We start from the raw sequence: 24128 nt of genomic DNA on the forward strand, positions 1-24128 counted from the left end.
CCGCAAAATCCCATGACCTGTATTTCGAATTTTGTCCAGCAAAGTCACGATCCTAGGCCTCGGTCGAACGGCCGCAGCAGAATTCCGCGGGGGAGGAGCGGATCGGTCGCCCGTTACCCCCTTGGCAGACGGCGTGGATGCAGGTAATCGACGGCGCTCCGCGGAGGATGGAACCGATTTCACTTCGTACGCCACTGGCGCTTCTGCTCGTCTCACTGGGCGCGATTGCCGCCGCGTGGTGGTGGCTTGCCACACCGATCACGCTCGCGCGCGCGCCTATCGATCCCAGCGACAAAGTTCAATGCGTGTCCTACGCGCCGTTCCGCGGCGAGCAGTCGCCGCTCAACGCATGGACCCATATCGAGGCCGACCAGATCGAGCAGGATCTGCGACAGCTGAAAGAAATCACCGACTGCGTCCGCACCTATTCGATGGAGAACGGGCTCGACCAGGTGCCTGCGATCGCGGCGAGGATCGGCGGGCTGAAAGTGCTTCAGGGCATCTGGCTCTCCAGCAACCGCAGCAAGAATTTCGAGCAGGCCGCGCTCGCGGTCCGCCTCTCCAAGGATTTCCCCGGTGTCATCACCAGCATCATCGTCGGCAACGAGGTGCTGCTGCGCGGCGAGATGACGACGGCGGACCTCGTCTCCATCATCCGCTCGGTGAAGGCACAGGTCAGCGTGCCCGTCACTTACGCCGACGTCTGGGAGTTCTGGCTCCGCAATCGCGAGGTCTATGACGCCGTCGACTTCGTCACGATCCACATCCTTCCCTATTGGGAGGATTTTCCGGTGAAGGCCAAATTCGCAGCCAGCCATGTCGAGGCGATCCGCGAGCGGATGGCGGTGGCCTTCCCCGGCAAGGAGATCCTGATCGGGGAGACCGGCTGGCCGAGCGAGGGACGCATGCGCGAGGGCGCGCTGCCGTCGCGCGCCAACCAGGCCCGCGTCGTCTCGGAAATCCTGAGCCTTGCGAAGGCGCAGAAGTTCCGCGTCAATCTGATCGAGTCCTACGACCAGCCCTGGAAGCGCAAGCTGGAAGGCACCGTCGGGGGCTATTGGGGTCTCTACGACTCGGTTCGCCGTAACCTGAAATATCCGCCGGGCCAGCCGATCAGCAATTTCCCGTACTGGAAATGGTACATGGGCGTCGGCATGGGCCTGTGCGTGCTGGTGTTCGCGGTCGCGGGCCTGACGCTGCGGCGGCGCCCCTGGACGCCGCGCTTCTCGGCCTGGCTCGGTGTCGCGATCTCGGCGACGTCAGCGGGCATTCTGCTCGGGGTCGGTGCCGACAAGATGTACTATGAGAGCTACGGCTGGGCGGGCTGGCTGCATTGGGGTGCGCTGCTGCTCGCCGGCATCCTGTCGCCGATCTTCTGCGCGCAGGCGATGGTGATCGGCCGCAGCCTTCCGACTTTCCTTGATCTGCTCGGGCCGCGCGAGGGCCGCAAATGGTCGAAGCTGACTGCCGTGCTCGGCCTGACGCTGGCGGTGACAGCGGTGATCGCGGCGCAGACCGCGCTCGCCTTCGTGTTCGACCCGCGCTACCACGACTTTCCCTACGCCTCGCTGACGATGGCGGTGGTGCCGTTTGCGCTGCTGATGCTGAATCGGCCACAGATCGGTCAGCGTCCGATCGCGGAATCCGTGTTCGCCGGGGTGCTCGCGCTGTCGGCGACCTATGTGCTCTTCAACGAAGGCCGCGACAACTGGCAGTCGCTGTGGACCTGCGCGATCTATTTCCTGTTCGCGCTCACGCTGTGGCGGGCGCGGGCCGAGCAAATCCAAGAATGAACAGGCCGATCGCAAGGCCCGCCAGCACCACGTTGTAGAGCACGATGCCGAGGCCGGCGGCGATGATGCCGACGGTAAGCAGCACGATCGACGGCCGCATCAGGTTGAGCGTCGCCGCCACCAGCGCGACGATGCCGAACACCGAATTCTTGAACAGCACCGTCGAGACCGAGCGCGCCTTGCAGATCATCGTCTGCAGGCCGGCGTCGCACGCGAGCCCGACCGTCGACAGTTCGATCCCGAGATAACGCAAGTAAAGCGCATAGCCGACGGAGGCGAAGCCGACGACGATCAGGAACTGCACCTGGTAGGGCGTGAGGCGGAAGGGCTTTTTTGTCATGGCCGCAATATGGTCGGGATGGCCGGAGGGGGCAACAGGGCAGGTGGATTTTTCTGTCCACCCGGCCGCGCACGCGTCGTTGTTTTCGCCGGCCGATCCGAACGACGCTAATTGGCGAAGGCGTTGCCGTCTTGCACCGAGCATGACGCCGGCCCGGCCGACACGGATTCAAGCTCGAGCATCTTGCCGGTGGCGTTTTGCTGCGGACCGTTGCCGCGCCTGCTCCGGCCTTGCCCGTCAGCACCTCGGCGCTGCACGACGAACCGCCGTCGAACGTGATGCGGATCCTGCGACCGAGACCGTGATTGTTGCCGGTGGCGATCAGCGTGTTGCCCTGGAAGGTCACGGCACCGGCGCCGTCGGCGCCGCTTCCTGCGTCGCCGACGCGGTCCTTCGAGCCGGTGGCGCGTCCGGACGCCGTCGTCGAGGTCAGGCGTTTGAACAGCTGGCCCTTGGTGCTGACATAGACGGTAAAAGACAGCGGGATGGAGACCGATTTGAAGGCGCCTTCACCCTGCACGCGCTGGCTTCTCGCTTCATTCCAGTAAACGCGCAAGGTCTTGCCGTAGAAGCCTTGCGGAGCGGCTTGCGCGCTGCAGGCAAAGGCCATCCCGGCAACGGCAATGAGAGACTTCAAGCGCATTGAAACGACTCCTTCTCAAATGGACGACGCATGAAATGCAGATCGCAGACAGGCAAAAGGGGGCAGCGATCAATCGTTCCGCCTGCTCGGACTCGCTACCGTCTGAAGAACGACGACAGCGTCGATCCCGCCGACGCTTCCGGCTTGGCAGGTGCGGCCGGCTGCGCCACGGGCGCAGGCACAGGTACGGGCTCCTCGCGCTTCGACGAGCGCTTGGAAGAATAGCCGCGGCGGTGCTTGTCCGGCTTGGCGGCGGGGGCGGGCACTGGAGCGGTCTCGGCTTGCGGCGCCGCGTCCTGGTTCTTCTCGGCGTTCTTATCCTGGGCTCTGTCCTGCGTCTTCTCCTGTCCCTTGTCCTGACCGCGCAGCGACAGGCGCTGGCCGTCGAACACGGTGGTCTCGCAGTGACGGTCGTTCTCGGCAAGGCCCGCGCAGAGCTTCGCGGCCGCGGCGGCGTTGACGAGCGGGCCGGCTCCCAGGCGCAGCTGCATGCCGAGGCCGGTGGCACCTTCCTTGATCATGATGATCGGCCGCAGCGCCGCGATCTCCGGATTGGATTTGCTCAGTCCGCGCCAGAGCGCACGCAGGCCGTCGATCGAATTGGCGCCGCCGAGATCGATCGCAAAGCGCGTCTGCTGGACGGCGATCGCCGGTGACTCGGTCTCGGCTGCTTCGGCCGGCTTGGCTGCTGCGGCCGCCATTTCGGTCGGGGCGGTCGCCGGCTCGGGTTTCTTCTCGGTCGACTTCTCGGTGGCTTCGGGCTGAACCAGCCTGGACGCGGCGGGATCAGGCGGCGCCATCATCGACTTGGACGGCACCAGCGGCAGCATCGGCAGGGCCGACGTCGTTGCCGGGGCCTGCGATACGAGCGAAGCGGCAGCAGCGGTTTGCGGCGGCGGGGCCGACGGCTCCTTGGCCGCCTCCTTCACGCTATCCTTTGCCGGCTCCTTCGCCTGGTCCTTCGATGCGCGGGGCTTGTCGGGGGATGGCGCGGGCATCGAGGCGACCGGCGCGACGCTGGGCGCCGCTGGCGGTGTCTGCGCATCAGCTGCCGGTGTGTCCTGCGGCTTCGCACTTTGCCTGGCGATGGCGCCGGTGACGGAATCGAGCCCCTGCTCCAGCACGGTGACGCGCGAATAGAGCCGGTCACGATCGGAGTTCAGGGTCTCGACGGCGGAGGCGAGGCGGCGGGCCTCGCTCTGGCTTTCCTTGGTCAGCGCTTGGAGCCGGTCGGCCTGGCGCGACAGATCGGCGGCCGCGATCTGGTCGCGGTGCCAGCCGAGCTGGGCCTGGTTGGACATGACCGCGACGGTGATCGCGACGATGGCGGCGAAGCTCCACGAGCCCAGCCGCCACATCGTGCGGCGGTCGAACTCGTTTTCCTCGGCCAGGAATCCGGAGAACAGCCCGCCGGTCTCCTTGTTGCCGAAGGCGTCCGCCAATGGGTCGGAATCCTTTGCCATGAACGTTAAGTGCCCAGCCCCGAACAGCTTCCCCGAATCAATCAGGGAACATTAACAGGAAAAGCGTGTCGCACTTGAATTCCGGGCGTTTGCGGGGGTAGCAAGGCAGCAGCTCATGACGCCGCTGACCCCGCCGCCCATTGATTCGGCCGCATCTGACAGGATTTCGATGACCGTCCGCTCCAGCCTCACGATCGTGCTCGCCGCCGGTGAAGGCACGCGCATGCGCTCCCAACTGCCGAAAGTGCTGCATCCGGTCGCACACCAGACGCTGCTCGCGCATGTGCTTGCCGCAGCACCGAAGGGAACCGGCACCTCGCTCGCCGTCGTGATCGGCCCCGACCACCAGGCGGTCGCGGATGAGGCGAGGCGCATCCGGCCGGACGTGCTGACCTTCGTGCAGAGCCAGCGGCTCGGCACCGCGCATGCGGTGCTGGCGGCGCGCGAGGCCATCGCGCGCGGCGTCGACGATCTGCTGATCGCGTTCGGCGACACGCCGCTGATCTCGGCCGAGACCTTTGCGCGACTGCGCGTGCCGCTCGCCGGAGGTGCTGCGATCGCGGCGCTCGGCTTTCGCGCCGCCGATCCCACCGGCTATGGCCGCTTCATCGTCGAGGGCGATCGCCTGGTCGCGATCCGCGAGCAGGCCGATGCCAGCGAAGCGGAGCGCAAGATCGATCTGTGCAACGCCGGCGTGATGGCGATCGACGGCCGCCGCGCGCTGGCGATCCTCGACAAGATCGGCAATGCCAATTCCAAGGGCGAATATTATCTGACGGACGCGGTCGGCATCGTCCGTGAACAGGGATGGGAGTCCGTGGTGATCGAAACCAGCGAGGACGAGGTGCGCGGCATCAACACCAAGGCGCAGCTCGCCGAGGCGGAAGGCGTGATGCAGGCGCGGCTGCGCAAGGCCGCGATGGAAGCCGGCGTGACCCTGATCGCGCCCGAGACGGTCTACCTGTCCGCGGACACCGTGTTCGGCAAGGACGTGACGATCGAGCCGTTCGTCGTGATCGGCCCCGGCGTGTCGATCGCCGACGGCACCGTGATCCATTCCTTCTCGCATATCGTGCAGACCACGCTCGGCAAGAACGTCTCGATCGGTCCGTATGCGCGGCTGCGGCCCGGCACCTCGCTTGGCGACGGCGCGCGGATCGGCAATTTCGTGGAAACCAAGGCGGCGACACTGGAGGCCGGCGTCAAGGTCAACCATCTCTCCTACATCGGTGATGCCACGATCGGCGCCAATTCCAACATCGGCGCCGGCACCATCACCTGCAACTACGACGGCTTCAAGAAGCACAAGACCGTCATTGGGCAGGGAGCCTTCGTCGGCACCAATTCCTCGCTGGTGGCGCCCGTCAGAATCGGCAACGGCGCCTATATCGGCTCCGGTTCGGTGATCACGCGCGACGTCCCAGACGACGCCATGGCGCTGGAACGCAACCAGCAAACCATCAGGGAAGGCGGCGCCGCGCGTTATCGCGAGCTGAAGACGAGCGGCAAGAAACCGGAGAAATGAGCGGCCGATTCCCAGCCATTCCTCCGTATCGTTCGGGCGGCGCGCTCGTGGACCAAGACACCTATATATTCAACGTCTTTGTCCAACACGTCATTGTGCCGCCGGGACGATGGGTGCTGGAACAGATCGGCGTACGCCACCCGCAAGACCACGAACTGGCAGCTTTGGTCATTGGAATAGCGTTCTGGGCCTTCGCTGTTGTCCTTGGGGTTGCCCTGGTGCTGGGGTGGTGAGGTTTCGCTAGTCGTCGTCGGCGACGTCCGAGAACATCGCGCGATTCAGACGCCAGCCGCGCGGCCTGGCGCGCTTTACCGGCTCGCCGGCAGCCTGCGTGACGAGGACGGGCTTGCTGTCCTTGCCACGCTCCATGCTGCGCAGAGGCGGCGGCCAATGCGCAAGGTGCGTGCCGGTGGTTTCGCTGGTGTGCATCGATGACAGACCTTTGCGGTCGGACGAGCTTTTCATGGCCTTCTCTCCTCGACACGGAAGGGTTGGCCAAATTTGTTGACAAGGCGTTAATGCGCGCGGTCTAAGGCCTGCCAGTTCGACGCAGGCGAAGCGCTGGCTGCCCGATGCTGTCTCAATCAGCAATAATTATTGAGTATCTGGTTCCTTACGAACTTCGCTAAAAACCGAGCGCGTCGTTTAGGCGATTTTTCGACGATTTGGGGGATATTGATCCGCATGTGCGGGATTGTCGGCATTCTCGGGCGCGAGCCGGTTGCAGAGCAATTGGTGGATTCGCTCAAACGTCTTGAATATCGCGGCTATGACTCCGCGGGCGTCGCCACGCTCGAGGGCAAGCATCTCGAGCGCCGCCGCGCCGAGGGCAAGCTGAAGAATCTAGAGAAGCGGCTCGAAGCCGAGCCGCTCAAGGGCACGACCGGGATCGGTCACACGCGCTGGGCCACCCACGGCAAGCCGACCGTCAACAACGCCCATCCGCATGCGACCGAGCGTGTCGCCGTGGTCCACAACGGCATCATCGAGAATTTCCGCGAGCTGCGCGAGGAGCTCGAGAAGAAGGGCACGGTCTTCCACACCCAGACCGACACCGAGATCGTGCTGCATCTCGTCGACGATCTGCTCAGGCGCGGCAACAAGCCGGTCGAAGCAGTGAAGCTGACGCTGGCGCGGCTGCGCGGCGCCTTCGCGCTCGGCTTCATCTTCGCGGGCGAGGACGATTTGATGATCGGCGCCCGCAACGGCCCGCCGCTCGCGATCGGTTATGGCGACGGCGAGATGTATCTCGGCTCCGACGCCATCGCGCTCGGACCGTTCACCGACACGATCAGCTATCTCGAGGACGGCGACTGGGTCGTGCTGACCCACAAGAGCGCGACGATCTTCGACAAGGACGGCAACGCCGTCCAGCGCGAGAAGATCAAGCACGCCGCCTCGACCTCGCTGGTCGACAAGGCCAATTACCGCCACTTCATGGCCAAGGAAATCCACGAGCAGCCGGAAGTCGTCGGTCATACGCTGGCGCGCTATGTCGACATGGCGACCGAGCGCGTCGCGCTGCCGGTCAAGCTGCCGTTCGACTTCAAGAATATCCAGCGCATCAACATCACGGCGTGCGGCACCGCGAGCTATGCCGGCTTCGTCGCAAAGTACTGGTTCGAGCGCTTTGCGCGCGTGCCGGTCGAGGTCGATGTCGCCTCCGAATTCCGCTATCGCGAGGCGCCCTTGCGCAAGGGCGATCTGGCCATCTTCATCTCGCAATCGGGCGAGACCGCCGACACGCTGGCCGCGCTGCGCTATGCCAAGGCCGAAGGCGTGCACACGATCGCCGTCGTCAACGTGCCGACCTCGACCATCGCGCGCGAGAGCGAGACCGTGCTGCAGACGCTGGCCGGCCCCGAGATCGGCGTTGCCTCGACCAAGGCCTTCACCTGCCAGCTCATGGTGCTGGCAAATCTCGCGATCGCGGCCGGCAAGGCCAGAGGTGAGCTGTCCGACGAGGACGAGACCAAGCTCGTCCACGGCCTCGTCGAGATCCCGCGCCTGATGTCGGATGCGCTCACCACCGAGCTGCAGATCGAGAAGCTGGCGCGCGAGATCGCGAAATCGCGCGACGTGCTCTATCTCGGCCGCGGCACCAGCTTCCCGCTGGCGCTCGAAGGCGCGCTGAAGCTGAAGGAGATCTCCTACATTCATGCCGAGGGCTACGCCGCCGGCGAGCTCAAGCACGGCCCGATCGCGCTGATCGACGAGACCATGCCGGTCGTCGTGATCGCGCCCTACGACCGGGTGTTCGAAAAGACCGTCTCCAACATGCAGGAGGTCGCCGCGCGCGGCGGCAAGATCATCCTGATGACCGACGCCAAGGGCGCGGAGGAGGCGACGGTCGAATCCCTCGTCACCATCGTCATGCCCGACATGGCGGCGGCGTTCACGCCGATGGTCTATGCCGTCCCGGTGCAGCTGCTCGCCTACCATACGGCTGTCATCATGGGCACCGACGTCGACCAGCCGCGCAACCTCGCGAAATCGGTGACCGTGGAATAGGCAGAAGGGATCCGGCCGGAACGCTAGGTGGTCTTCCAAAACCTGCTAGAAGACCCTAGCTTGACTGCAGCGACCGACTTGGAACCCGAATGACCGCCCGCGACGACACGCCTGCGCCGCTTGATCCCGCGCCCGAACCGCATACCGGCCTGATCGGCCGATTCCGCAATTACTTCCTGACCGGCCTCATTGTGACGGGGCCGATCGCGATCACTCTTTATCTGGTCTGGTGGTTCGTCACCTGGGTTGACGGCGTGGTGCGGCCGTTCGTGCCGCTGGCCTATCGGCCGGAAACCTATCTGCCTTACGTCATTCCCGGCTGGGGACTGATTGTCGCATTCTTCACGCTGACACTGGTCGGATTCCTCGCCGCCAACCTGATCGGCCGGACGCTGGTCGATATTGGCGAGACCTTCCTCGGCCGGATTCCGGCGGTCCGCGCCATCTATCGCGGCCTGAAGCAGGTGTTCGAGACGCTGTTCTCGGGCAAGGGCTCGAGCTTTCGCAAAGTGGGGCTGGTCGAGTTTCCCTCGCCGGGCATGTGGTCGATCGTGCTGATCTCGCAGTCACCGAACGAAGAGGTCGCGCGCAGCTTGCCGGGGCAGGAGGAGCATGTCTCCGTGTTCCTGCCGTGCTCGCCGAACCCGACCACGGGCTTCTTCTTCTACGTGCCCAAGAGCAAGATCGTCGAGGTCGAGATGAGCACCGAGGATGCCGCGACGCTGATCATGTCGGCCGGCGTGGTGCAACCGGGCTCGGCGCCTGACCCGAAGAAAGCGGCGGCGCTGGCGGGCATGGCGAATGCCGCGCGAATTGCCAATGCCTCCACGCTGCAGCCCGAGCCCGCGAAGGCGGAATAAGGCCATTCCCGCGCGGGATGGCGGTCGGTCACGTAAGCGTTCGCATCCTCTGCTAGTGTTCCGGTTGAACTGAGCGTCTCGCTCGGAATTCGACCTGGAGTGCACGATGTCCAAAACCATTGCGATCCTCGCGCCCGGCGCCATGGGCAGCGCGGTGGCCCGCCGGCTCAGCGAGAACGGCGCGCGCGTGCTGACGTCGTTGCAGGGGCGCAGTGAAGCCACGCTGAAACGTGCCGCAGACGCCGGCATGATCGGCGCCGAGGACGACGCGATCGCTGATGCCGACATCATCCTTTCGATCGTGCCGCCGGGCGAGGCGGTGGCGCTGGCCGAGCGGCTGGCGGCACTTATCGTCCGGCGCAAGAAGAAGCCGGTCGTGGTCGATTGCAATGCCGTCAATGTCGACACCGTGCAGCGGATCGAGGAGATCATCGGATCGGCGCAGGCACCGTTCGTCGACGGCGGCATCATCGGCTTCCCGCCGCAGCCCGGCGGCAAGAGCCCGGCATTCTACCTGTCGGGCGAGCACGCCCGCGACGTTGCGGTGCTGAAGGATTTCGGCCTCGACGTTCGAATCGTCGAGGGACCGGTCGGCGCGGCCTCCGCGCTCAAGATGTCCTATGCCGGCATCGTCAAGGGCCTCGCCGGCATCGGCTCGGCGATGGTGGTCGCGGCAACGAAAGCGGGCGCGGCGGACGCGCTGCGCGACGAACTCGCGCTGAGCCAGCCGGCCGTTCTGGCCCGGCTCGAAGTGGCCCTGCCGGACATGGTCCCGAAGGCCTATCGCTGGGTCGCGGAGATGCGGGAGATTTCCGGCTTCCTTGGACCCGATCATCCCGCCAGCCAGGTCTACGAGGGATTTGCGCGCTGGTTCGAGCATCTCGCTGACGACGCGAAAGGCGAGGCGGCGGATACGGAGCTGATGAAGGCTTTCGCGGCAGGTATCGCGCGGAAGAAAGTGTGACGATGCAGCGCTTGCAATGACGGGAGGAGACGTCGCGAGGCCCGTCTGCTACGACGTCTGCGGAAATAGTTTGTCTGTCATCGGAGTTCGAATGAGATTGCTCGTGATTGGCGCGGGAGCGCTTGGAGGTTATTACGGCGCTCGCGTGATCAGGGCCGGCGGCGACGTGACCTTCCTTGTTCGCGCCAAGCGCGCCGAGCAACTGCGCCGGAACGGATTGGAGGTCGTGAGCCCGCATGGCGACTTTGCCGTGCAGCCGAAACTCATCTTGGCTGACGATCTCAAGGAAACCTTCGACGTCGTGCTCGTCGGCGTGAAAGCTTATTCGCTCGACGACGCCATGAGCCAGTTTACGCCGGCGGTCGGTTCCAGCACGATGATCCTGCCGATCCTCAACGGGCTGAAGCATATCGACGCCCTGACCGCGCGGTTCGGCGCGAGCCGCGTCCTCGGCGGGCTCGCAAATGTCAGTGCCGGGCTCGATGCGGAGGGACGCGTCGTTCAATTCATGGCCAATCAGACCATCGTCTTCGGCGAGATCGATGGTTCGCTGAGCGAGCGCGCGCTCGCACTGGAGACACTGCTCCACGTCCCCGGCATCGACGTGCGCGCCAGCGAAGCGATCATGCAGGACATGTGGGAGAAATTCGTTCAGCTCACGACGCTCGCCGGCATCACCTGCCTGATGCGCGCGAGCATCGGCGACATCCTGGCCGTGCCGAACGGCGAGCAGTCTATTTTCCGCCTGTTCGCCGAATGCTGCGCCGTCGCGACGGCTTCGGGATTTGAGCCGCGGGCGCCGTTCATCGAGTTTGACCGAAAACTCTTCACCACCCTGGACTCGCCGCTCAAGGCCTCGATGCTGCGCGATATCGAGCGCGGTTCGATCACAGAGGCGGAGCACATCCTCGGCGATATGGCCAACCGGGCCCGTACGCTCGGCATCGACACGCCGTTGCTGGATCTGGCCCGCGCGCATCTGGCGGCCTACGAGGTCGGGCGCCGAAGAGCGGCAGGCTAGCCGGCCCCGATCAGCGGGATCGCTTCGTCCCGCTCGTAGAGATACAGCAGGCAGCGCAGCGCTTCGCCGCGCTCGCCCTTCAGCTTCGGGTCGTCCTTGAGGATGCGCAGCGCCTCGTCTCTCGCCTGGGTGATGAGCTGGCCGTGGATCTCGGGGCGCGCGATGCGGTAGCCGGGCAGGCCACTCTGGCGCACGCCGAGCACGTCGCCTTCGCCGCGCAGCTTCAAATCCTCCTCGGCGATGCGAAAACCGTCTGTGGTCTCGCGGATCACCTTCAGCCGCGCCTTCGACATCTCGCCGAGCTGCTCGCTGTAGAGCAAGAGGCAGGTCGAGGCTTCCGAGCCGCGTCCGATCCGGCCGCGCAGCTGATGCAGCTGGGCAAGGCCGAAGCGTTCGGCATTCTCGATCACCATGATGGTGGCGGCCGGCACGTCGACGCCGACCTCGACCACGGTGGTCGCGACCAGCAGGCCGATCTCGTGGGCGGCGAACTGGCCCATCACGCGATCCTTCTCGGTGCCTTTCATCTGGCCGTGGACGAGGCCGACGCGATCGCCGAAGCGCTTCTGCAGGTTCTCGAAGCGCTTGGTTGCGTTGGTGAGATGCTCGGTGCCCTCGGCCTCGGATTCCTCGACCAGCGGACAGATCCAGTAGACCAGCTTGCCCGCCTGCAGCGCGCGGCCGATGCTGTCGGTGACCTCCTCGAGGCGGCTCATCGAGATGGTGCGGGTCTCGATCGGCTGGCGGCCGGCGGGCTTTTCGCGCAGCTCGGAGATGTCCATGTCGCCGAAATAGGTCAGCACCAGCGTGCGCGGGATCGGGGTTGCGCTCAGCACCAGCACGTCGACCGCTTCGCCCTTCGAGGTCAGCGCGAGGCGCTCGCGCACGCCGAAACGGTGCTGCTCGTCGACGATGGCGAGCGCGAGATCATGGAAGATCACATCGTCCTGGATCAGCGCGTGGGTGCCGACGAGGAGGTCGATCTCGCCGTCGGCCAGCCGCGCGATGATCTCGCGCCGCTCCTTGCCCTTTTCGCGGCCGGTGAGGATCGCGACCCGCATCCCCGCACGCTCGGCGAGCGGCGCGATGGTCTTGATGTGCTGACGCGCCAGGATTTCGGTCGGCGCCATCAGCGCGGCCTGCTTGCCGACCTCGGTGACGGCGGCGGCAGCGAGCAGCGCCACCACGGTCTTGCCGGAGCCGACGTCGCCCTGGAGCAGGCGCAGCATCCGCACGGGCTGCTGCAGATCGTTCGCGATCGCCGCGGCTGCGTCGCGCTGGGACAGCGTCAGGGCATAGGGCAGGGCGTCGATGATCTTGTTGCGGAGGTGCCCGTCGCCGGCGTTGCGCACGCCGGCCGGGCGGCGCAACTGCGCGCGGATCAGCGCCAGCGCGAGCTGGCCGGCGAGCAGTTCGTCGAAGGCAAGGCGGGACCAGAATGGTTTCTCGGGCAGGATGTCCGTAAGCTCGACCGGCTGGTGCACGCGGTTGAGCGCCTCCTTGATCGGTGGGAAGCTGCAGCGGCGCATCACCTCCGGGCTGATCCACTCCGGCAAGGCCGGGAGCTTTTGCAAGGCCTGCGCGACCGCGCGGCGCAGCGAGCCGAGCGCAAGGCCTTCGGTCAGGGGATAGACGGGGTCGATGCCCGAGAGTTTCGAGATCGCCTCTTCGTCCAGCACGCGATCGGGATGCACGATCTGCGGGATGCCGTCATACGTCTGCAGAGTACCGGAGACGTAGCGCTTCTCGCCCACGGGGAGCAGCTTTTCGACATAGCCGGGCTTGGCGCGGAAGAAGGTCAGCACGACGTCGCCGGTGTCGTCGCTGGCATAGACCAGATACGGCGCGCGCGCGTTGCGCGGCGGGGGCGGGCGGTGACGGTCGACGGTGACCTCAAGCGTCACCATGGTTCCCTGCACGGCATCTCGAATCTTCGGCCGCGCCCGGCGGTCGATGACCTGGCTCGGCAGATGCAGCAACAGATCGACCAGCCGTGGCGACTCGTTGCGGCTGAGCAGGTACTGCAGCAGCTTGTCCTGCTTCGGACCGACGCCGGGCAGGCTGGTCACGGGAGCAAACAGCGGATTGAGCAGGCTGGGGCGCATCAGGTGAATCTAGGATCGTTTCGCCCCGTCATGCCCGGCTTTATGCCTGGCATCCACGGCTTTTTTCGTGCCCTGCGGCGGTGGCGAGCCAGAGCAGGTTGAAAGCGTAAATCGCGGGCTGACACAGCCGGTCGCAATGGCTATATCACCCCGGCCCGGCATGTCCGGGCTTTCGGCGTTTGACTGGATCAGAGACATGACGGGAACGACACGATCGAGCAATGGGCTGGATGACCGCCGCAAGCGGCTTCTGTTCCGCTGCTGGCACCGCGGCACGCGCGAAATGGACCTGATCCTCGGCCGCTTCGCGGATGCAGAGATCGGCAACCTGACCGATGCGGAGCTGACCGAGCTCGAGACCCTGCTCGAGGAGTCCGATCCCGATCTCTATGCCGCCATCACCGGTGACAAGGTGCTGCCGGCTCATGTCACCGGCCCGCTGTTTGCCCGCATCAAGGCGTTTCCGATCACGGACGGCGATCTATGAAACCTGGTTCGAAGTCGCCGGCCGAGCTGCTGACGCCCGGCCGCGCGCTGACGCTTGCCAACGTCGCGGAAGGCGCCGAGGGCCTCGTCATTTCCGATCTCGCGCGCGCCATTGCGGCGCGGCCGAAGAAGCCGGCGGTCAGCCTTGCGGTCGTCTGCCGCGACGGGGCGCGGATGCAGCAGCTCGAACGCGCGCTGCAATTCTTCGCGCCCGATCTGCCGGTGCTGCAGTTCCCGGCCTGGGACTGTCAGCCCTATGACCGCGTCTCGCCGCATGGCGGTATCCTGGCGCAGCGCCTGACCACGCTGGCGCGGCTGGCGCCGCTGACCGGCAGCGACAAGCCGCTGATCGTGCTCACCACGGTGAACGCCATCGTGCAGCGCGTGCCCGCGCGCGAACTCGTCGCGGCGCAGGCGCTGTCGGTCGCGCCCGGCAATGTCGTGCCGATGGACACCATCGTCGCCTGGCTCGAGCACAACGGCTACAACCGTTCCTCGACTGTGCGCGAGCCCGGCGAATATGCCGTGCGCGGCGGCATCCTCGACCTGTTTCCGGCCGGTCTCGACCAGCCGGTCCGTTTCGATTTCTTCGGCGACAGCCTGGAATCGATCCGCACCTTCGACGCCGAGACCCAGCGCACGCTGCTCGACATGCGCGCGCTCGATCTGGTGCCGATCTCGGAATTCCAGCTCGTCACCGACACCATCCGCCGGTTCCGCATGGGCTATGTCGCCGAGTTCGGCGCGCCCGAGCGCGACGATGTGCTGTACGAGGCCGTCAGCGAAGGCCGCCGCCATCCCGGCATGGAGCACTGGCTGCCGCTGTTCCAGGACCGGATGGACACGCTGTTCGACTATCTACAAGGGGCCGCCGTCGCGATCGAGCCTCAGGCCGAGGACGCCGTTCGCGAGCGTTTCAAGCAGATCGCCGACTATTACCAGGCCCGCCGCGATGCGATGGAGCATCCCGGCGGCGGCGCCATCTACAAGCCGCTGCCGCCGGACAGGCTCTATCTGACCGAGAATGAGTGGACCAGGCGCCTCGGCGACATCCCGCTGGCGCGGCTGACGCAGTTTTCCGTGCCGGCCGATGGCACCAGCGTCGTCGATGCCGGCGCCCGCAAGGGCCGCGACTTCGCGCCGGAGCGCAACGACAGCAGCGTCAACGTGTTCGAGGCGGTAGTCAGCCACGTCATGGCGTTGCATGCCCAGCGCAAGAAGGTCGTGGTCGCGCTGTGGAGCGAAGGCTCACGCGACCGCATGACCTCGATGCTGCGCGACCACAAGCTGACCCACACCACCAGCGTCAACAGTTGGCGCACGGTGCAGGCGACCCCGCGCAACGAGACCATGCTCGCCGTGCTCGGCCTCGAAAGCGGCTTCGAGACCGACGAGATCGCCATCATCAGCGAGCAGGACATCCTGGGCGACCGCCTGGTGCGGCCACGCAAGGCCAGCCGCAAGCTCGACAATTTTATCTCGGAGGTGACGAGCCTTGCCGCCGGCGACATCGTCGTTCACGCCGATCACGGCATCGGCCGCTTCGTCGGATTGCAGACGCTCGACGTCGCCGGTGCGCCGCATGACTGCCTCGAGCTGCATTATGCCGCCGAGGCAAAGCTTTTTCTCCCCGTCGAGAACATCGAGCTATTGTCGCGCTACGGCTCCGACCAGACCGCGGTCGAGCTGGATCGTCTGGGCGGCTCCGGCTGGCAGACCCGCAAGGCCAAGCTCAAGAACCGCATCCGCGAGATCGCGGGCGAGCTGATCAAGATCGCCGCCGCGCGCCATTTGCACGAGGCGCCCAAGCTGCCGGTGCAGCCGGGCCTCTACGACGAGTTCTGCGCTCGCTTCCCCTATGACGAGACCGAGGACCAGCTCGGGGCGATCGAATCGACCCTGAAGGATCTCGAGCTCGGCCGTCCGATGGACCGGCTGATCTGCGGCGACGTCGGCTTCGGCAAGACGGAAGTCGCCTTGCGCGCGGCCTTTGCCGTCGCGCTCGAAGGCAAGCAGGTCGCGGTCGTGGTGCCGACCACGCTGCTGGCTCGCCAGCATCACCGGACCTTCACCGAGCGCTTCAAGGGCTTTCCGGTGAATGTGGCGCAGGCCTCGCGCCTGGTCCCGGCCAAGGAGCTCAACCTGGTCAAGAAGGGCATTGCCGACGGCTCCGTCGATATCGTCGTCGGCACCCATGCGCTGCTCGGCAAGGCGATCAAGTTCCGCGACCTCGGCCTCGTCATCGTCGACGAGGAGCAGCATTTCGGCGTCACCCACAAGGAACGGCTGAAGGCGCTGCGCGCCGAGGTGCACGTGCTGACGCTGTCTGCGACGCCGATCCCGCGCACGTTGCAATTGGCGCTCACCGGCGTCCGCGAGCTCTCGATCATTGCTTCGCCTCCGGTCGATCGCCTCGCGGTGCGCACCTTCGTGGCCCCGCACGATGCCCTGATGATCCGCGAGGCGCTCTTGCGCGAGCGCTATCGCGGCGGCCAGGCGTTCTACGTGGTGCCGCGCATCGACGACCTCGCCGAGGTCAAGGATTTCCTCGACAAGAACGTGCCGGAGATGAAGGTCGCGGTCGCGCACGGCCAGATGCCGCCCGCGGTGATCGAGGACATCATGACCGCATTCTACGACGGCAAGTTCGACATCCTGCTGTCGACGACGATCGTCGAGTCGGGCCTCGACATCCCCAACGCCAACACGCTGATCGTGCATCGCGCCGACATGTTCGGCCTCGCCCAGCTCTACCAGCTGCGCGGCCGCGTCGGTCGTTCCAAGCTGCGGGCCTACGCGCTGTTCACGCTGCCGGCGCAGCAGAAGATCACGGCGCAGGCCGAGCGCCGGCTCACCGTGCTGCAATCGCTGGAGACGCTGGGCGCAGGCTTCCAACTCGCCTCGCACGACCTCGACATCCGCGGCGCCGGCAATCTGCTCGGCGAAGAGCAATCCGGCCACATCAAGGAGGTCGGCTTCGAACTTTACCAGTCGATGCTGGAGGAGGCGATCGTCAACCTCAAGGCCGGCGTCTCCGAGCCCGCGGCCGACCGCTGGTCGCCGTCGATCACCATCGGCATGCCCGTGCTCATTCCGGAAGACTACGTCGGCGACCTCTCGGTGCGGCTGTCGCTGTACCGGCGGCTCGCCGATCTCGACACCGAGGAGGAGATCGAGAACTTTGGCGCCGAGATGCGCGACCGCTTCGGCGTGCTGCCGGACGAGGTGCGCTATCTGTTCAAGGTCGCCGCGATCAAGGCGTTCTGCCGAAAGGCCAATGTCGGCAAGATCGACGCCGGCCCGAAGGGCGCCGTCATCGCCTTCCGCGACAATTCCTTCGCGCATCCCGACCGCCTGGTGAGCTTCATCCGCAGCTACGGCCAGGCCGCCAAGGTGCGGCCCGACATGAAGGTGGTGTTCCTGCAGGACTGGGAGACACCGGAGGAACGCCTCGCCGGCACCACCGAGATCATGCGGCAGCTGGCACAGCTCGCGCAGAGCAAGAAGGCGGCATAGGTTCCAGAGTGTTTTCCAGAGGCGGCGCAGCGCGGAACAGTGCGCCGCACCTGGAGCTGAAAACAAAGACCTGTGGCTACTTGCGGAATGACCGAACAGTAGCTATGTTGCATCTATCGAGTTTCGGCCGAACGACTTGGCCTCGCCGCTTTCAAGCGCGCCTGACTGACGACCCTCCCTCCAGATCTCGACGACATCGACCGTGCTTTTCAGCGCGGCCAAACGCTTATCTATCTCAAAGGACGACCCCCATGACGACGGGAACTGTGAAGTGGTTTAACAGCCAAAAGGGTTTCGGTTTCATTCAGCCGGACCAGGGAAGCCAGGACGTTTTCGTTCATATCAGCGCCGTTGAACGCGCCGGCATGAGCACCCTCAACGAGGGGCAGAAGGTTTCCTTCGAAATCGTCGCAGATCGCCGCACCGGCAAGTCTGCTGCGGAGAACCTGCGGGCCGACTAGGCCACTGCAATCGCAATGACGTTGCTTTGACCACGGATGTACTGGCAGAGCTTCGGATCTCTTGACCCGCGACCGTTCATCGGCCGCGGGTTTTTTGCGCCTGCTGCCGCCGCTTCGCGAATGAGCATGCGAATGGTGGCATTTCGCGCAAAGATCCCCATATGGACTCTATGAGCAATTGGCAGAAGTCGACCACGCGACAAGCACCGATGAGCAAGGCAGAGCTTCGCCTGATGCTGACCGAGGCGGTCCGCAATACGCAGCCCGGCCTCGAGCCGGAGCGACTATCGAAAGCCAGGAAGATCGCGGCCGGGACGGCTCCCGCCGATACAGCCTCCCGGGTCGCCGTACCGGTTCGCTGAGCCCCAGAAGGAGCAGCATGCGCAAGCTTCCCCAGCCCACCGAGCAAGAGCTTCGGGAGGGGCCCCAAGTCGTGTCCTTCCAGATCGCGAATGGGAACGCGCGGCAGAGCTGTATTCTGCAAACCAGTTTCCCGACCAAAGTGCAGGCGCAGAGATACCTGCTGACGAATTGGCCGGCCGTCGAGAAGATGGCGCGCGACGCTCTCGCGACGGGTGCCGTTGAGGACGGCCAGATCAAGCTCGTGATGGTTTGAGCAGTCCGAATCCAACGGCGAACGCTGGCGGATGACTACGACGCCGCCCGTGACGCATCGGCCGACAGCCGCGCCAGCAGCGACCTTGCCGTGTCCGACGGCGACAGCGAGTCCACGCTGACGACGGGATCGCTGCGCATCTCGTGCTTGCCGTTCGAGGTGTGGCGCATCACCGCCGACAGGCGGCGGGCGATCATGTGCGCAGTCCGAAAGTCGGTTTCCGCGAACACCACGATCACCGAGCCGTCCTTCTGCGCTGCGCCGAAATCCATCTGCCGCATCAGGCGGCTCAGGATGCGCGCGGCATCGAGCTGGGCGCGGGAGTTGCCGGGGTCGAAGGCGAAGCGGGCGACCGAGAGGCCGCCGCCGCGGGCGAGCGTCTGCTCGACCGCCTTGGCGAAATCGCGGGCGAAGGCTTCCACCGTGAGCAGGCCGCTGCGCGGATCGAGCCAGCCGCCGGCATCGATCGAGCGCAGGGTGCGGCTCATCTGGCCTTCCATCGCGCGCTGGCGGATCAGCGGCAACGCATTGGCGGCGACCTTCGCCGGCTCGCCCGGGATCAGCTCGAGATTGGGCAGGTCATAGCTCTGCGCGAGTTGGTGTGCGGTGACCACCACGGGCAGGTTGCGGAAGCGGGTGTCCTCGGCGAGCACCGTGAGAAAGGCATCGGTGACGCGCGCGGTAAAACCTTCGGCGAGCACGACCCCGTCGATCTCGCGGGTGTTGAGATGCTTCGCTGCGGCCTCGATCGAGAGCGCGCCGACGACGCCGACGCGCTCGCCGAGTGCGACGGAAAGCGCGGGATAAGCCGAACCGCGGCCGATCAGGAGCACGGTGGCGTCGCGCACGGGATCGCCCTCCGGTAGCGCGACCTTCGCCTCCGGCAGCCGGCGCATCACGGTGGCATGAAGGGTGCGGACGCGCAGTGCTGCGCGGAGCCGTGCGATCAGGCGGTCGGAGTTTCCGCTGCGCGAGGAAAAGGGCAGGGCGTTGTGCGGCAGCGCGCCCGCCGCATCGAGGGCCACCAAGGGCAGGTAAGGCGATTGGTCCGCGATCTTGGTCGCGAGCGCCGCCATGTGCGGCTCGTGTTCGCCGGACATCGCCGCGAGAACCACAGCGGGCTGCACCTGCTCGACGGCGCGCGCCGCGCTGGCCCAGTCGCTGTCGATCACGGGAAAGAGTCGCGCCTCGTCCAGCGCCGCAAGAAAGGCCGGCCGTTCGGCATCGGACACAAACAGGATCGGGCCCGCCTGGGACATCTCGCACTCTGATCACGCAACAGATGCTGCGCAATCTAGTCCGGCCGCCTTAATGCAGCGTCAATGGTTCCGTCGAATCTGTGCCTAGATCGCCCCGGAGCGGTCGCGAAAAGCCTCGACCATCAGGGGGTTGAGGCCAAGTTCGCTGAGCGCATCGCGGGCGCGGGCATTGTCCTGGGCCCGGCCTGCCAGCCTGTGACCCGAGAGCCGGTCCGGCAGCGCGGTGAGCAGGGCGCCCTGGCCGAGCCGCCGCGCCCATTCCTGGAGGTCGTTGGAGAGGAAGCGGTAGCCGCCGACGGCCATGATGCCGGAGGGCGGCGCGGTGATGCAGATCGCGCCGCTGGCACGGTCGATCCGCGCGGCGTAGCCGGTGTCGACATAGTCGCGCGGCGGCTGCGCGATCAGGGCGTCGCCGGCCGGTTGCGGCGGAGCATAGGCCGCGATCGGCGCCATCGGCCCGCGCAGGCCGAGCGTGCCCTTCGGCGTCACAAGGATCTCACCTGCGATGGAGGAGCCCGACTGCTCGCGCGGGGCGCCGTGCGGGCCGGGCATGACGGGCACCGGCATGCCGTCCTCGCCGCGGCGGGCGCCGAACAGGCCTGCCTCGCCGAACAGATAGACGTCGGTCAGCGGCGCATGCGGCGAGGTCCAGGCCTCGCTCGTGGCCACCTGCTCGGGCGCACGCCACAGGCCGATGACGTTGCGCAAGCTCGGCAGCCGCGCCGCGAGGTTGGAATCCCCGAGCCGCAGCGCGAGCTGCGCCGGCGCGATCAGCACCTCGCATTCATGCGCGTTGATCTGCTGCTCCAGCACGTCGTTCTCGAACGGATGATGCAGCGCCAGCGCGCCGCCGCACAGCAGCCACACCGCCAACGAGGAGGCGAGGCCTGCGAAGGACATCGGCGTGAACGCCGCCATCACCGTCGCGCCCTGCCTGATGTCGGCTTCGAGCGACATCGCCAGGCCACCGGCGATCAGGCTGAAATGCGGCCGCGGCACCGGGCGAAAACCCTCCGCGGTGACGTCGAACGAGATCATCGCCGCCTTGCGGCCATCCTGGATCACGGCGCGCGAGGTGCCCGGCGGGCGCGCCAGCACGTCATCGAGCGAGGCCATGCCTTCGGGCAGGTCGGTGCCGAAGCCGCAGACGTAGCGAATCGAGAAGGCTTCGGCGGCCGCATGCATCGCGAGGTCGGCATAGCTGACGCCGTCGACCTTGCTCATGGTGACGATGGCGCGCGCTGCGGTGCGGTTGAGCGCCGCGGTCAGTTCGGCGTGGCGCCACAGCAGCGGCAGCACGGCGACGACGAGCCCTGCGCGATGGGCGGCCAGCACGGTCAGCACGAACTCGACCGTATTCGGCAACTGGATCGCGATGACGGAATTGGCCGGCAGCCCCGATTCGACAAAATGCGCCGACAGCGCCTCAATGGCGGTGTCGGCCTCGGCATAGGTCATCCGCCGCGGCTGATGGCCGGTCACGCGGGCCTTGTTGAGAGGGTCGAGCAAAGCGGGTGCGTGTGGCTGCCGCATCAGCGTGCGCTGAAACAGCGTGTCGAGTGTCGGCGATACGGCTGGCGCTGGCTGGTTCACGGCGTCACTTCGCTTGCTGCTGCGACCACCATGTCTCCGGCAGGTAGCCGGACAGCGCGGTGGCCTTTGGTCGTTCTATCCGATTCCAGCGCGCGATCCATTGCTCGGATACGTTAAACAGCGGGATTGTATAGAAACCGGAGATCAAGGCGCGGTCGAGCGCCCGTACCGCCGAGACGAAGTCCGTATGATCACGGGCCTCCAGCAGGGCGCCGATCATGGCATCGACCGCCGGATCCCTGGCGCCCATGTAGTTGCGGGTGCCCGGATTGTCTGCGGCCGCGCTACCCCAATAGAAATACTGCTCGTTGCCGGGCGACAGCGACTGATCCCACCGGTTCTGGATCATGTCGAATTCATAACTGAGCCGGCGCTGGTCGAACTGCACGGGGTCGACCGTACGCACGCTCGGCTCGATGCCGGCGCGTCTGAGGTCGCGCTGGAACGCGAGCGCGATGCGTTCCTGGTCGCGAGTCGTGACCAGCATCTCGAAGCTGAAGGGGACCTTGGTCGCGCGGTTGCGCAGCACGGTGCCATCGAGATCATAGCCGGCTTCCGACAACAGCTTCAGAGCCGCCCGCAGCGTCGTGCGGTCGCGGCCGGAGCCGTCAGTGACGGGCAGGCGGTAGCTGCCGTCCATGATGTCGGACGGAATCTGCGCAGCAAAGGGTTTCAGCAGCTCGCGCTCGCGCGCATCAGCGGGCTTGCCATAGGCCGAGAGGTCCGAGCCGGCAAAATAACCGGCGACGCGGGCATAAAGTCCGAAGAAGTAGTTGCGATTGACCAGCTCGAAATCGAACAGCAGCGTCAGCGCCTGGCGCACGCGGATGTCGGCGAAGATCGGGCGGCGCGTGTTGAACACCAGGAATTCGGACGGTTGCGGGACGCCCGGCCTGATGGTGTCGCGGATCACCTCGCCGGTTTTCGCGGCCGGAAAATCGTAGCCGTCGTGCCAGCGCAGCGGCTCGTGCTCGACGCGGAAATCATAGAGGGCGCGCTTGAAGGCTTCGAACTGGCCGTTGGCCTCGCGAAAATAATCGAGCCTGATCTCGTCGAAATTGTAGAGCCCGCGATTGATCGGCAGATCGCGCCCCCAATAATCGGGATTGCGGGTCAAGGTCACGCTGGCGCCGGGCTTCACCGCCGTGACGCGATAGGGGCCCGAGCCGACGGGGGCCGCCAGCGTCGTCTCCTCGAAGGTCGCTGCATCGACGGCATGCTTCGGCAGGATCGGCATCAGGCCAAGGATCAGCGGCAGCTCGCGGTCGTTGGCCCCGGTGAGGTCGAAGCGCACCGTGAGAGCATCAGGCGCCTCGGCCTTGGCCACCTTGGCATAATATTGCCGGTGGTTGGGGCGGCCGTGATCGCGCAGCAACTGCCAGGAGAACAGCACGTCTTCGGCGCGCACCGGCTTGCCGTCGGAGAAGCGGGCGCGGGGATCGAGGCGGAAGGTGACATAGCTCCGCTCGTCGTCGGTCTCGACGGTCCGGGCGAGCAGGCCGTAGAGCGTGAACGCCTCGTCCTGGCCGCGTGCGAGCAGGCTCTCGACCACGTAGTTTCGCGTCTGCTGCACCGCCAATCCCTTGACGATGAGGGGATTGAGGCTGTCGAAGGTGCCGAGAATGCCCCAGGTCAGCCGGCCGCCCTTGGGGGCGTCCGGATTAGTGTAGGGCATCTGGGTGAAGTCGGCCGGCATCGCCGGCTTGCCATGCATGGCGATGGCATGGGCTTGCTCGGCCCGCGCTGCGCTTGCCGACAAGTCGATCGCCAACGCGAGGGCGCAGAGCCGGACGCCGGAGCCCTCGAAAAGGCGCTGGAACATGAACATGTGCACACGTTGATTCGAAGAGCGGCGGTGCCTGAATCCTATCACAGGGAATTTCACCGGGAGCAGGCCCGGATGCAGTCAAAGATGGTTGTCGGCATTGATCTTTCCGTCGGCCACGCTAAGAAGGCGGGCAATCGCGCAGGAGCGCCGAGCCGGTCAACTATCCGCCTCAATTGACGGGGAGACAGCCGCGCCCAGCGGCTAGGTTCGGTACCTCGGAGCGGTTCGGGCGCTTCCCGTTCAGAAAGGGTTTTCCGCAATGAATTTCCGTTACTTGGCCGCGTCCGTCCGGCCGCGCGGGCGACTTCTCGCCTTGTTGACGGCGACGGCATTGGTCGTCCCGTTTGCCGCCGAGGCCCAGACCCCGGCGCCGGCCCCCGGCGCCCCTGCGGCTCCGAAGGCGGCTCCGGCCCCGAAGGCGGCTCCCAAGGCAGCGCCGAAGGCCCCCGCGCCGGCGGCCCAGGCGCCCGCTCAGCCGCCCGCTGCGGGCGCTCCCGCGCAGCAGGGCGCGGCCCAGCCGGCCGATCAGCAGATCCAACTGATCTACGCCCCCTGGACCAAGTTCTGTCTCAAGGGCCAGGACGCCAACGCCAAGCAGGTCTGCTTCACCGGCAAGGACGGCCGCATCGAGTCGGGCCAGCCGGTCATCGCGGCGGTCATCATCGAGCCGGAAGGCGAACCCAAGAAGATCCTGCGCGTGACGCTGCCGCTCGGCATGCAGCTCGTGCACGGCACCCGCATCATCGTGGACAACAACGCGCCGCTGCAGAGCCCCTATGTGATCTGCTTCCAGAATGGCTGCATGTCTGACTACGAGGCCACGCCCGAGTTCATCAACAGCATGAAGAAGGGCCAGAATCTCGTTGTCCAGGCGATCAATGCCAACGGTGCGCCGCTGACCCTGCCGCTGCCGCTCGCCGGCGAATTCCAGAAAGCCTATGACGGTCCGCCGACCGATCCGAAGGTGTTCGAGGAAACCCAGAAGAAGCTCCAGGAAGAGCTTCAGAAGAAGGCCGAGGAGCTGCAGAAGAAGCAGCAGCAGGGTGGTGGGGCCCCCGGCGCCGCTCCGGCCGGCCAGAAGTAATCGGGCGTAAATCCCGGACATGAAAAAGGCGCTCGGTTCGAGCGCCTTTTTTTCTGACCC

Annotated in this window: 21 protein-coding genes; 14 read left to right on the plus strand and 7 right to left on the minus strand. The window is 66.0% G+C overall.

The window, feature by feature from the left end; translation table 11 throughout:
• The first annotated feature begins 167 nt into the window (after window positions 1-167).
• Window positions 168-1793, plus strand: a complete 1626-nt coding sequence (locus FNV92_RS17535; RefSeq protein WP_186355487.1) for a glycoside hydrolase family 17 protein — start codon at window positions 168-170, stop codon at window positions 1791-1793.
• Here FNV92_RS17535 and FNV92_RS17540 read toward each other — a convergent pair.
• Window positions 1753-2133 (minus strand): hypothetical protein, encoded by a 381-nt coding sequence (locus FNV92_RS17540; RefSeq protein ID WP_143845525.1) that lies wholly within the window; start codon window positions 2131-2133, stop codon window positions 1753-1755. The two genes, FNV92_RS17535 and FNV92_RS17540, sit on opposite strands and share 41 nt — an antisense overlap.
• Window positions 2134-2434: 301 nt before the next feature.
• Between FNV92_RS17540 and FNV92_RS17545 the strand changes: the two genes are divergently transcribed.
• Entirely contained in the window at window positions 2435-2779 is a 345-nt protein-coding gene (locus FNV92_RS17545; RefSeq protein ID WP_143845524.1) for a hypothetical protein, read from the plus strand.
• 92 nt (window positions 2780-2871) lie between these two features.
• Here the strand turns inward: FNV92_RS17545 and FNV92_RS17550 are convergent, their stop codons facing one another.
• Window positions 2872-4239, minus strand: coding sequence for a hypothetical protein (locus FNV92_RS17550; protein WP_143845522.1), 1368 nt, complete (start codon window positions 4237-4239; stop codon window positions 2872-2874).
• A 169-nt stretch (window positions 4240-4408) separates the two neighbouring features.
• Between FNV92_RS17550 and glmU the strand changes: the two genes are divergently transcribed.
• Both glmU and FNV92_RS17560 read left to right on the plus strand, forming a co-directional pair.
• Window positions 4409-5764 carry a bifunctional UDP-N-acetylglucosamine diphosphorylase/glucosamine-1-phosphate N-acetyltransferase GlmU gene (gene glmU / locus FNV92_RS17555; RefSeq protein WP_143845520.1) on the plus strand — a complete coding sequence of 452 codons (1356 nt, stop codon included), beginning with the start codon at window positions 4409-4411 and terminating at the stop codon, window positions 5762-5764.
• Window positions 5761-5997 (plus strand): hypothetical protein, encoded by a 237-nt coding sequence (locus FNV92_RS17560; RefSeq protein WP_143845518.1) that lies wholly within the window; start codon window positions 5761-5763, stop codon window positions 5995-5997. The genes glmU and FNV92_RS17560 overlap by 4 nt, the downstream gene beginning before the upstream one ends.
• Window positions 5998-6004: 7 nt before the next feature.
• On the opposite strand, the gene FNV92_RS17565 is transcribed toward FNV92_RS17560, so the two are convergent.
• Entirely contained in the window at window positions 6005-6229 is a 225-nt protein-coding gene (locus FNV92_RS17565) for a hypothetical protein (protein WP_015685998.1), read from the minus strand.
• Between the two features lie 219 nt (window positions 6230-6448).
• Here FNV92_RS17565 and glmS point away from each other — a divergent pair, with 219 nt between their 5' ends.
• The 4 genes from glmS to panE all read left to right on the plus strand — a co-directional run bounded on the left by glmS (window position 6449) and on the right by panE (window position 11120).
• Entirely contained in the window at window positions 6449-8275 is a 1827-nt protein-coding gene (gene glmS, locus FNV92_RS17570; protein WP_143845516.1) for a glutamine--fructose-6-phosphate transaminase (isomerizing), read from the plus strand.
• A gap of 89 nt (window positions 8276-8364) precedes the next feature.
• Window positions 8365-9135 (plus strand): DUF502 domain-containing protein, encoded by a 771-nt coding sequence (locus FNV92_RS17575; RefSeq protein ID WP_143845514.1) that lies wholly within the window; start codon window positions 8365-8367, stop codon window positions 9133-9135.
• Window positions 9136-9241: 106 nt separating this feature from the next.
• Window positions 9242-10099: an NAD(P)-dependent oxidoreductase gene (locus FNV92_RS17580; RefSeq protein WP_015686001.1), complete on the plus strand. Its 858-nt coding sequence runs from the start codon at window positions 9242-9244 to the stop codon at window positions 10097-10099.
• Between the two features lie 91 nt (window positions 10100-10190).
• The gene (gene panE, locus FNV92_RS17585; RefSeq protein WP_143845512.1) at window positions 10191-11120 is read left to right on the plus strand and encodes a 2-dehydropantoate 2-reductase; all 930 of its coding nucleotides are present in this window, start codon (window positions 10191-10193) and stop codon (window positions 11118-11120) included.
• Here panE and recG read toward each other — a convergent pair.
• Window positions 11117-13225, minus strand: a complete 2109-nt coding sequence (gene recG / locus FNV92_RS17590) for an ATP-dependent DNA helicase RecG (RefSeq protein ID WP_143845510.1) — start codon at window positions 13223-13225, stop codon at window positions 11117-11119. The two genes, panE and recG, sit on opposite strands and share 4 nt — an antisense overlap.
• A gap of 196 nt (window positions 13226-13421) precedes the next feature.
• On the opposite strand from recG, the gene FNV92_RS17595 reads away from it, so the two are divergent.
• The 5 genes from FNV92_RS17595 to FNV92_RS17615 all read left to right on the plus strand — a co-directional run bounded on the left by FNV92_RS17595 (window position 13422) and on the right by FNV92_RS17615 (window position 18304).
• On the plus strand, window positions 13422-13712 hold the full coding sequence (locus FNV92_RS17595) for an FAD assembly factor SdhE (RefSeq protein WP_143845508.1): 291 nt from the start codon (window positions 13422-13424) through the stop codon (window positions 13710-13712).
• Window positions 13709-17227: a transcription-repair coupling factor gene (gene mfd / locus FNV92_RS17600; protein ID WP_143845506.1), complete on the plus strand. Its 3519-nt coding sequence runs from the start codon at window positions 13709-13711 to the stop codon at window positions 17225-17227. Before FNV92_RS17595 ends, mfd begins: the two co-directional genes overlap by 4 nt.
• A 251-nt stretch (window positions 17228-17478) precedes the next feature.
• Window positions 17479-17688, plus strand: coding sequence for a cold-shock protein (locus FNV92_RS17605; protein WP_015686006.1), 210 nt, complete (start codon window positions 17479-17481; stop codon window positions 17686-17688).
• 209 nt (window positions 17689-17897) lie between these two features.
• Entirely contained in the window at window positions 17898-18050 is a 153-nt protein-coding gene (locus FNV92_RS17610; protein ID WP_168213667.1) for a hypothetical protein, read from the plus strand.
• 17 nt (window positions 18051-18067) lie between these two features.
• Window positions 18068-18304 carry a hypothetical protein gene (locus tag FNV92_RS17615; RefSeq protein ID WP_143845504.1) on the plus strand — a complete coding sequence of 79 codons (237 nt, stop codon included), beginning with the start codon at window positions 18068-18070 and terminating at the stop codon, window positions 18302-18304.
• Window positions 18305-18339: 35 nt separating this feature from the next.
• Here the strand turns inward: FNV92_RS17615 and FNV92_RS17620 are convergent, their stop codons facing one another.
• From FNV92_RS17620 to FNV92_RS17630, 3 genes are all read right to left on the minus strand, one after another.
• Entirely contained in the window at window positions 18340-19563 is a 1224-nt protein-coding gene (locus tag FNV92_RS17620; protein ID WP_143845502.1) for a GGDEF domain-containing protein, read from the minus strand.
• Between the two features lie 84 nt (window positions 19564-19647).
• Window positions 19648-21156 carry a class I adenylate-forming enzyme family protein gene (locus FNV92_RS17625; RefSeq protein WP_143845501.1) on the minus strand — a complete coding sequence of 503 codons (1509 nt, stop codon included), beginning with the start codon at window positions 21154-21156 and terminating at the stop codon, window positions 19648-19650.
• Between the two features lie 4 nt (window positions 21157-21160).
• Window positions 21161-22984: an extracellular solute-binding protein gene (locus FNV92_RS17630; RefSeq protein ID WP_168213666.1), complete on the minus strand. Its 1824-nt coding sequence runs from the start codon at window positions 22982-22984 to the stop codon at window positions 21161-21163.
• 259 nt (window positions 22985-23243) lie between these two features.
• Here FNV92_RS17630 and FNV92_RS17635 point away from each other — a divergent pair, with 259 nt between their 5' ends.
• Window positions 23244-24068, plus strand: a complete 825-nt coding sequence (locus FNV92_RS17635; protein WP_041748302.1) for an invasion associated locus B family protein — start codon at window positions 23244-23246, stop codon at window positions 24066-24068.
• The last annotated feature ends 60 nt before the right edge of the window (window positions 24069-24128 follow it).

The sequence above is a fragment of the Bradyrhizobium cosmicum genome (assembly GCF_007290395.2).
In the GTDB taxonomy this organism is placed as follows: domain Bacteria; phylum Pseudomonadota; class Alphaproteobacteria; order Rhizobiales; family Xanthobacteraceae; genus Bradyrhizobium; species Bradyrhizobium cosmicum.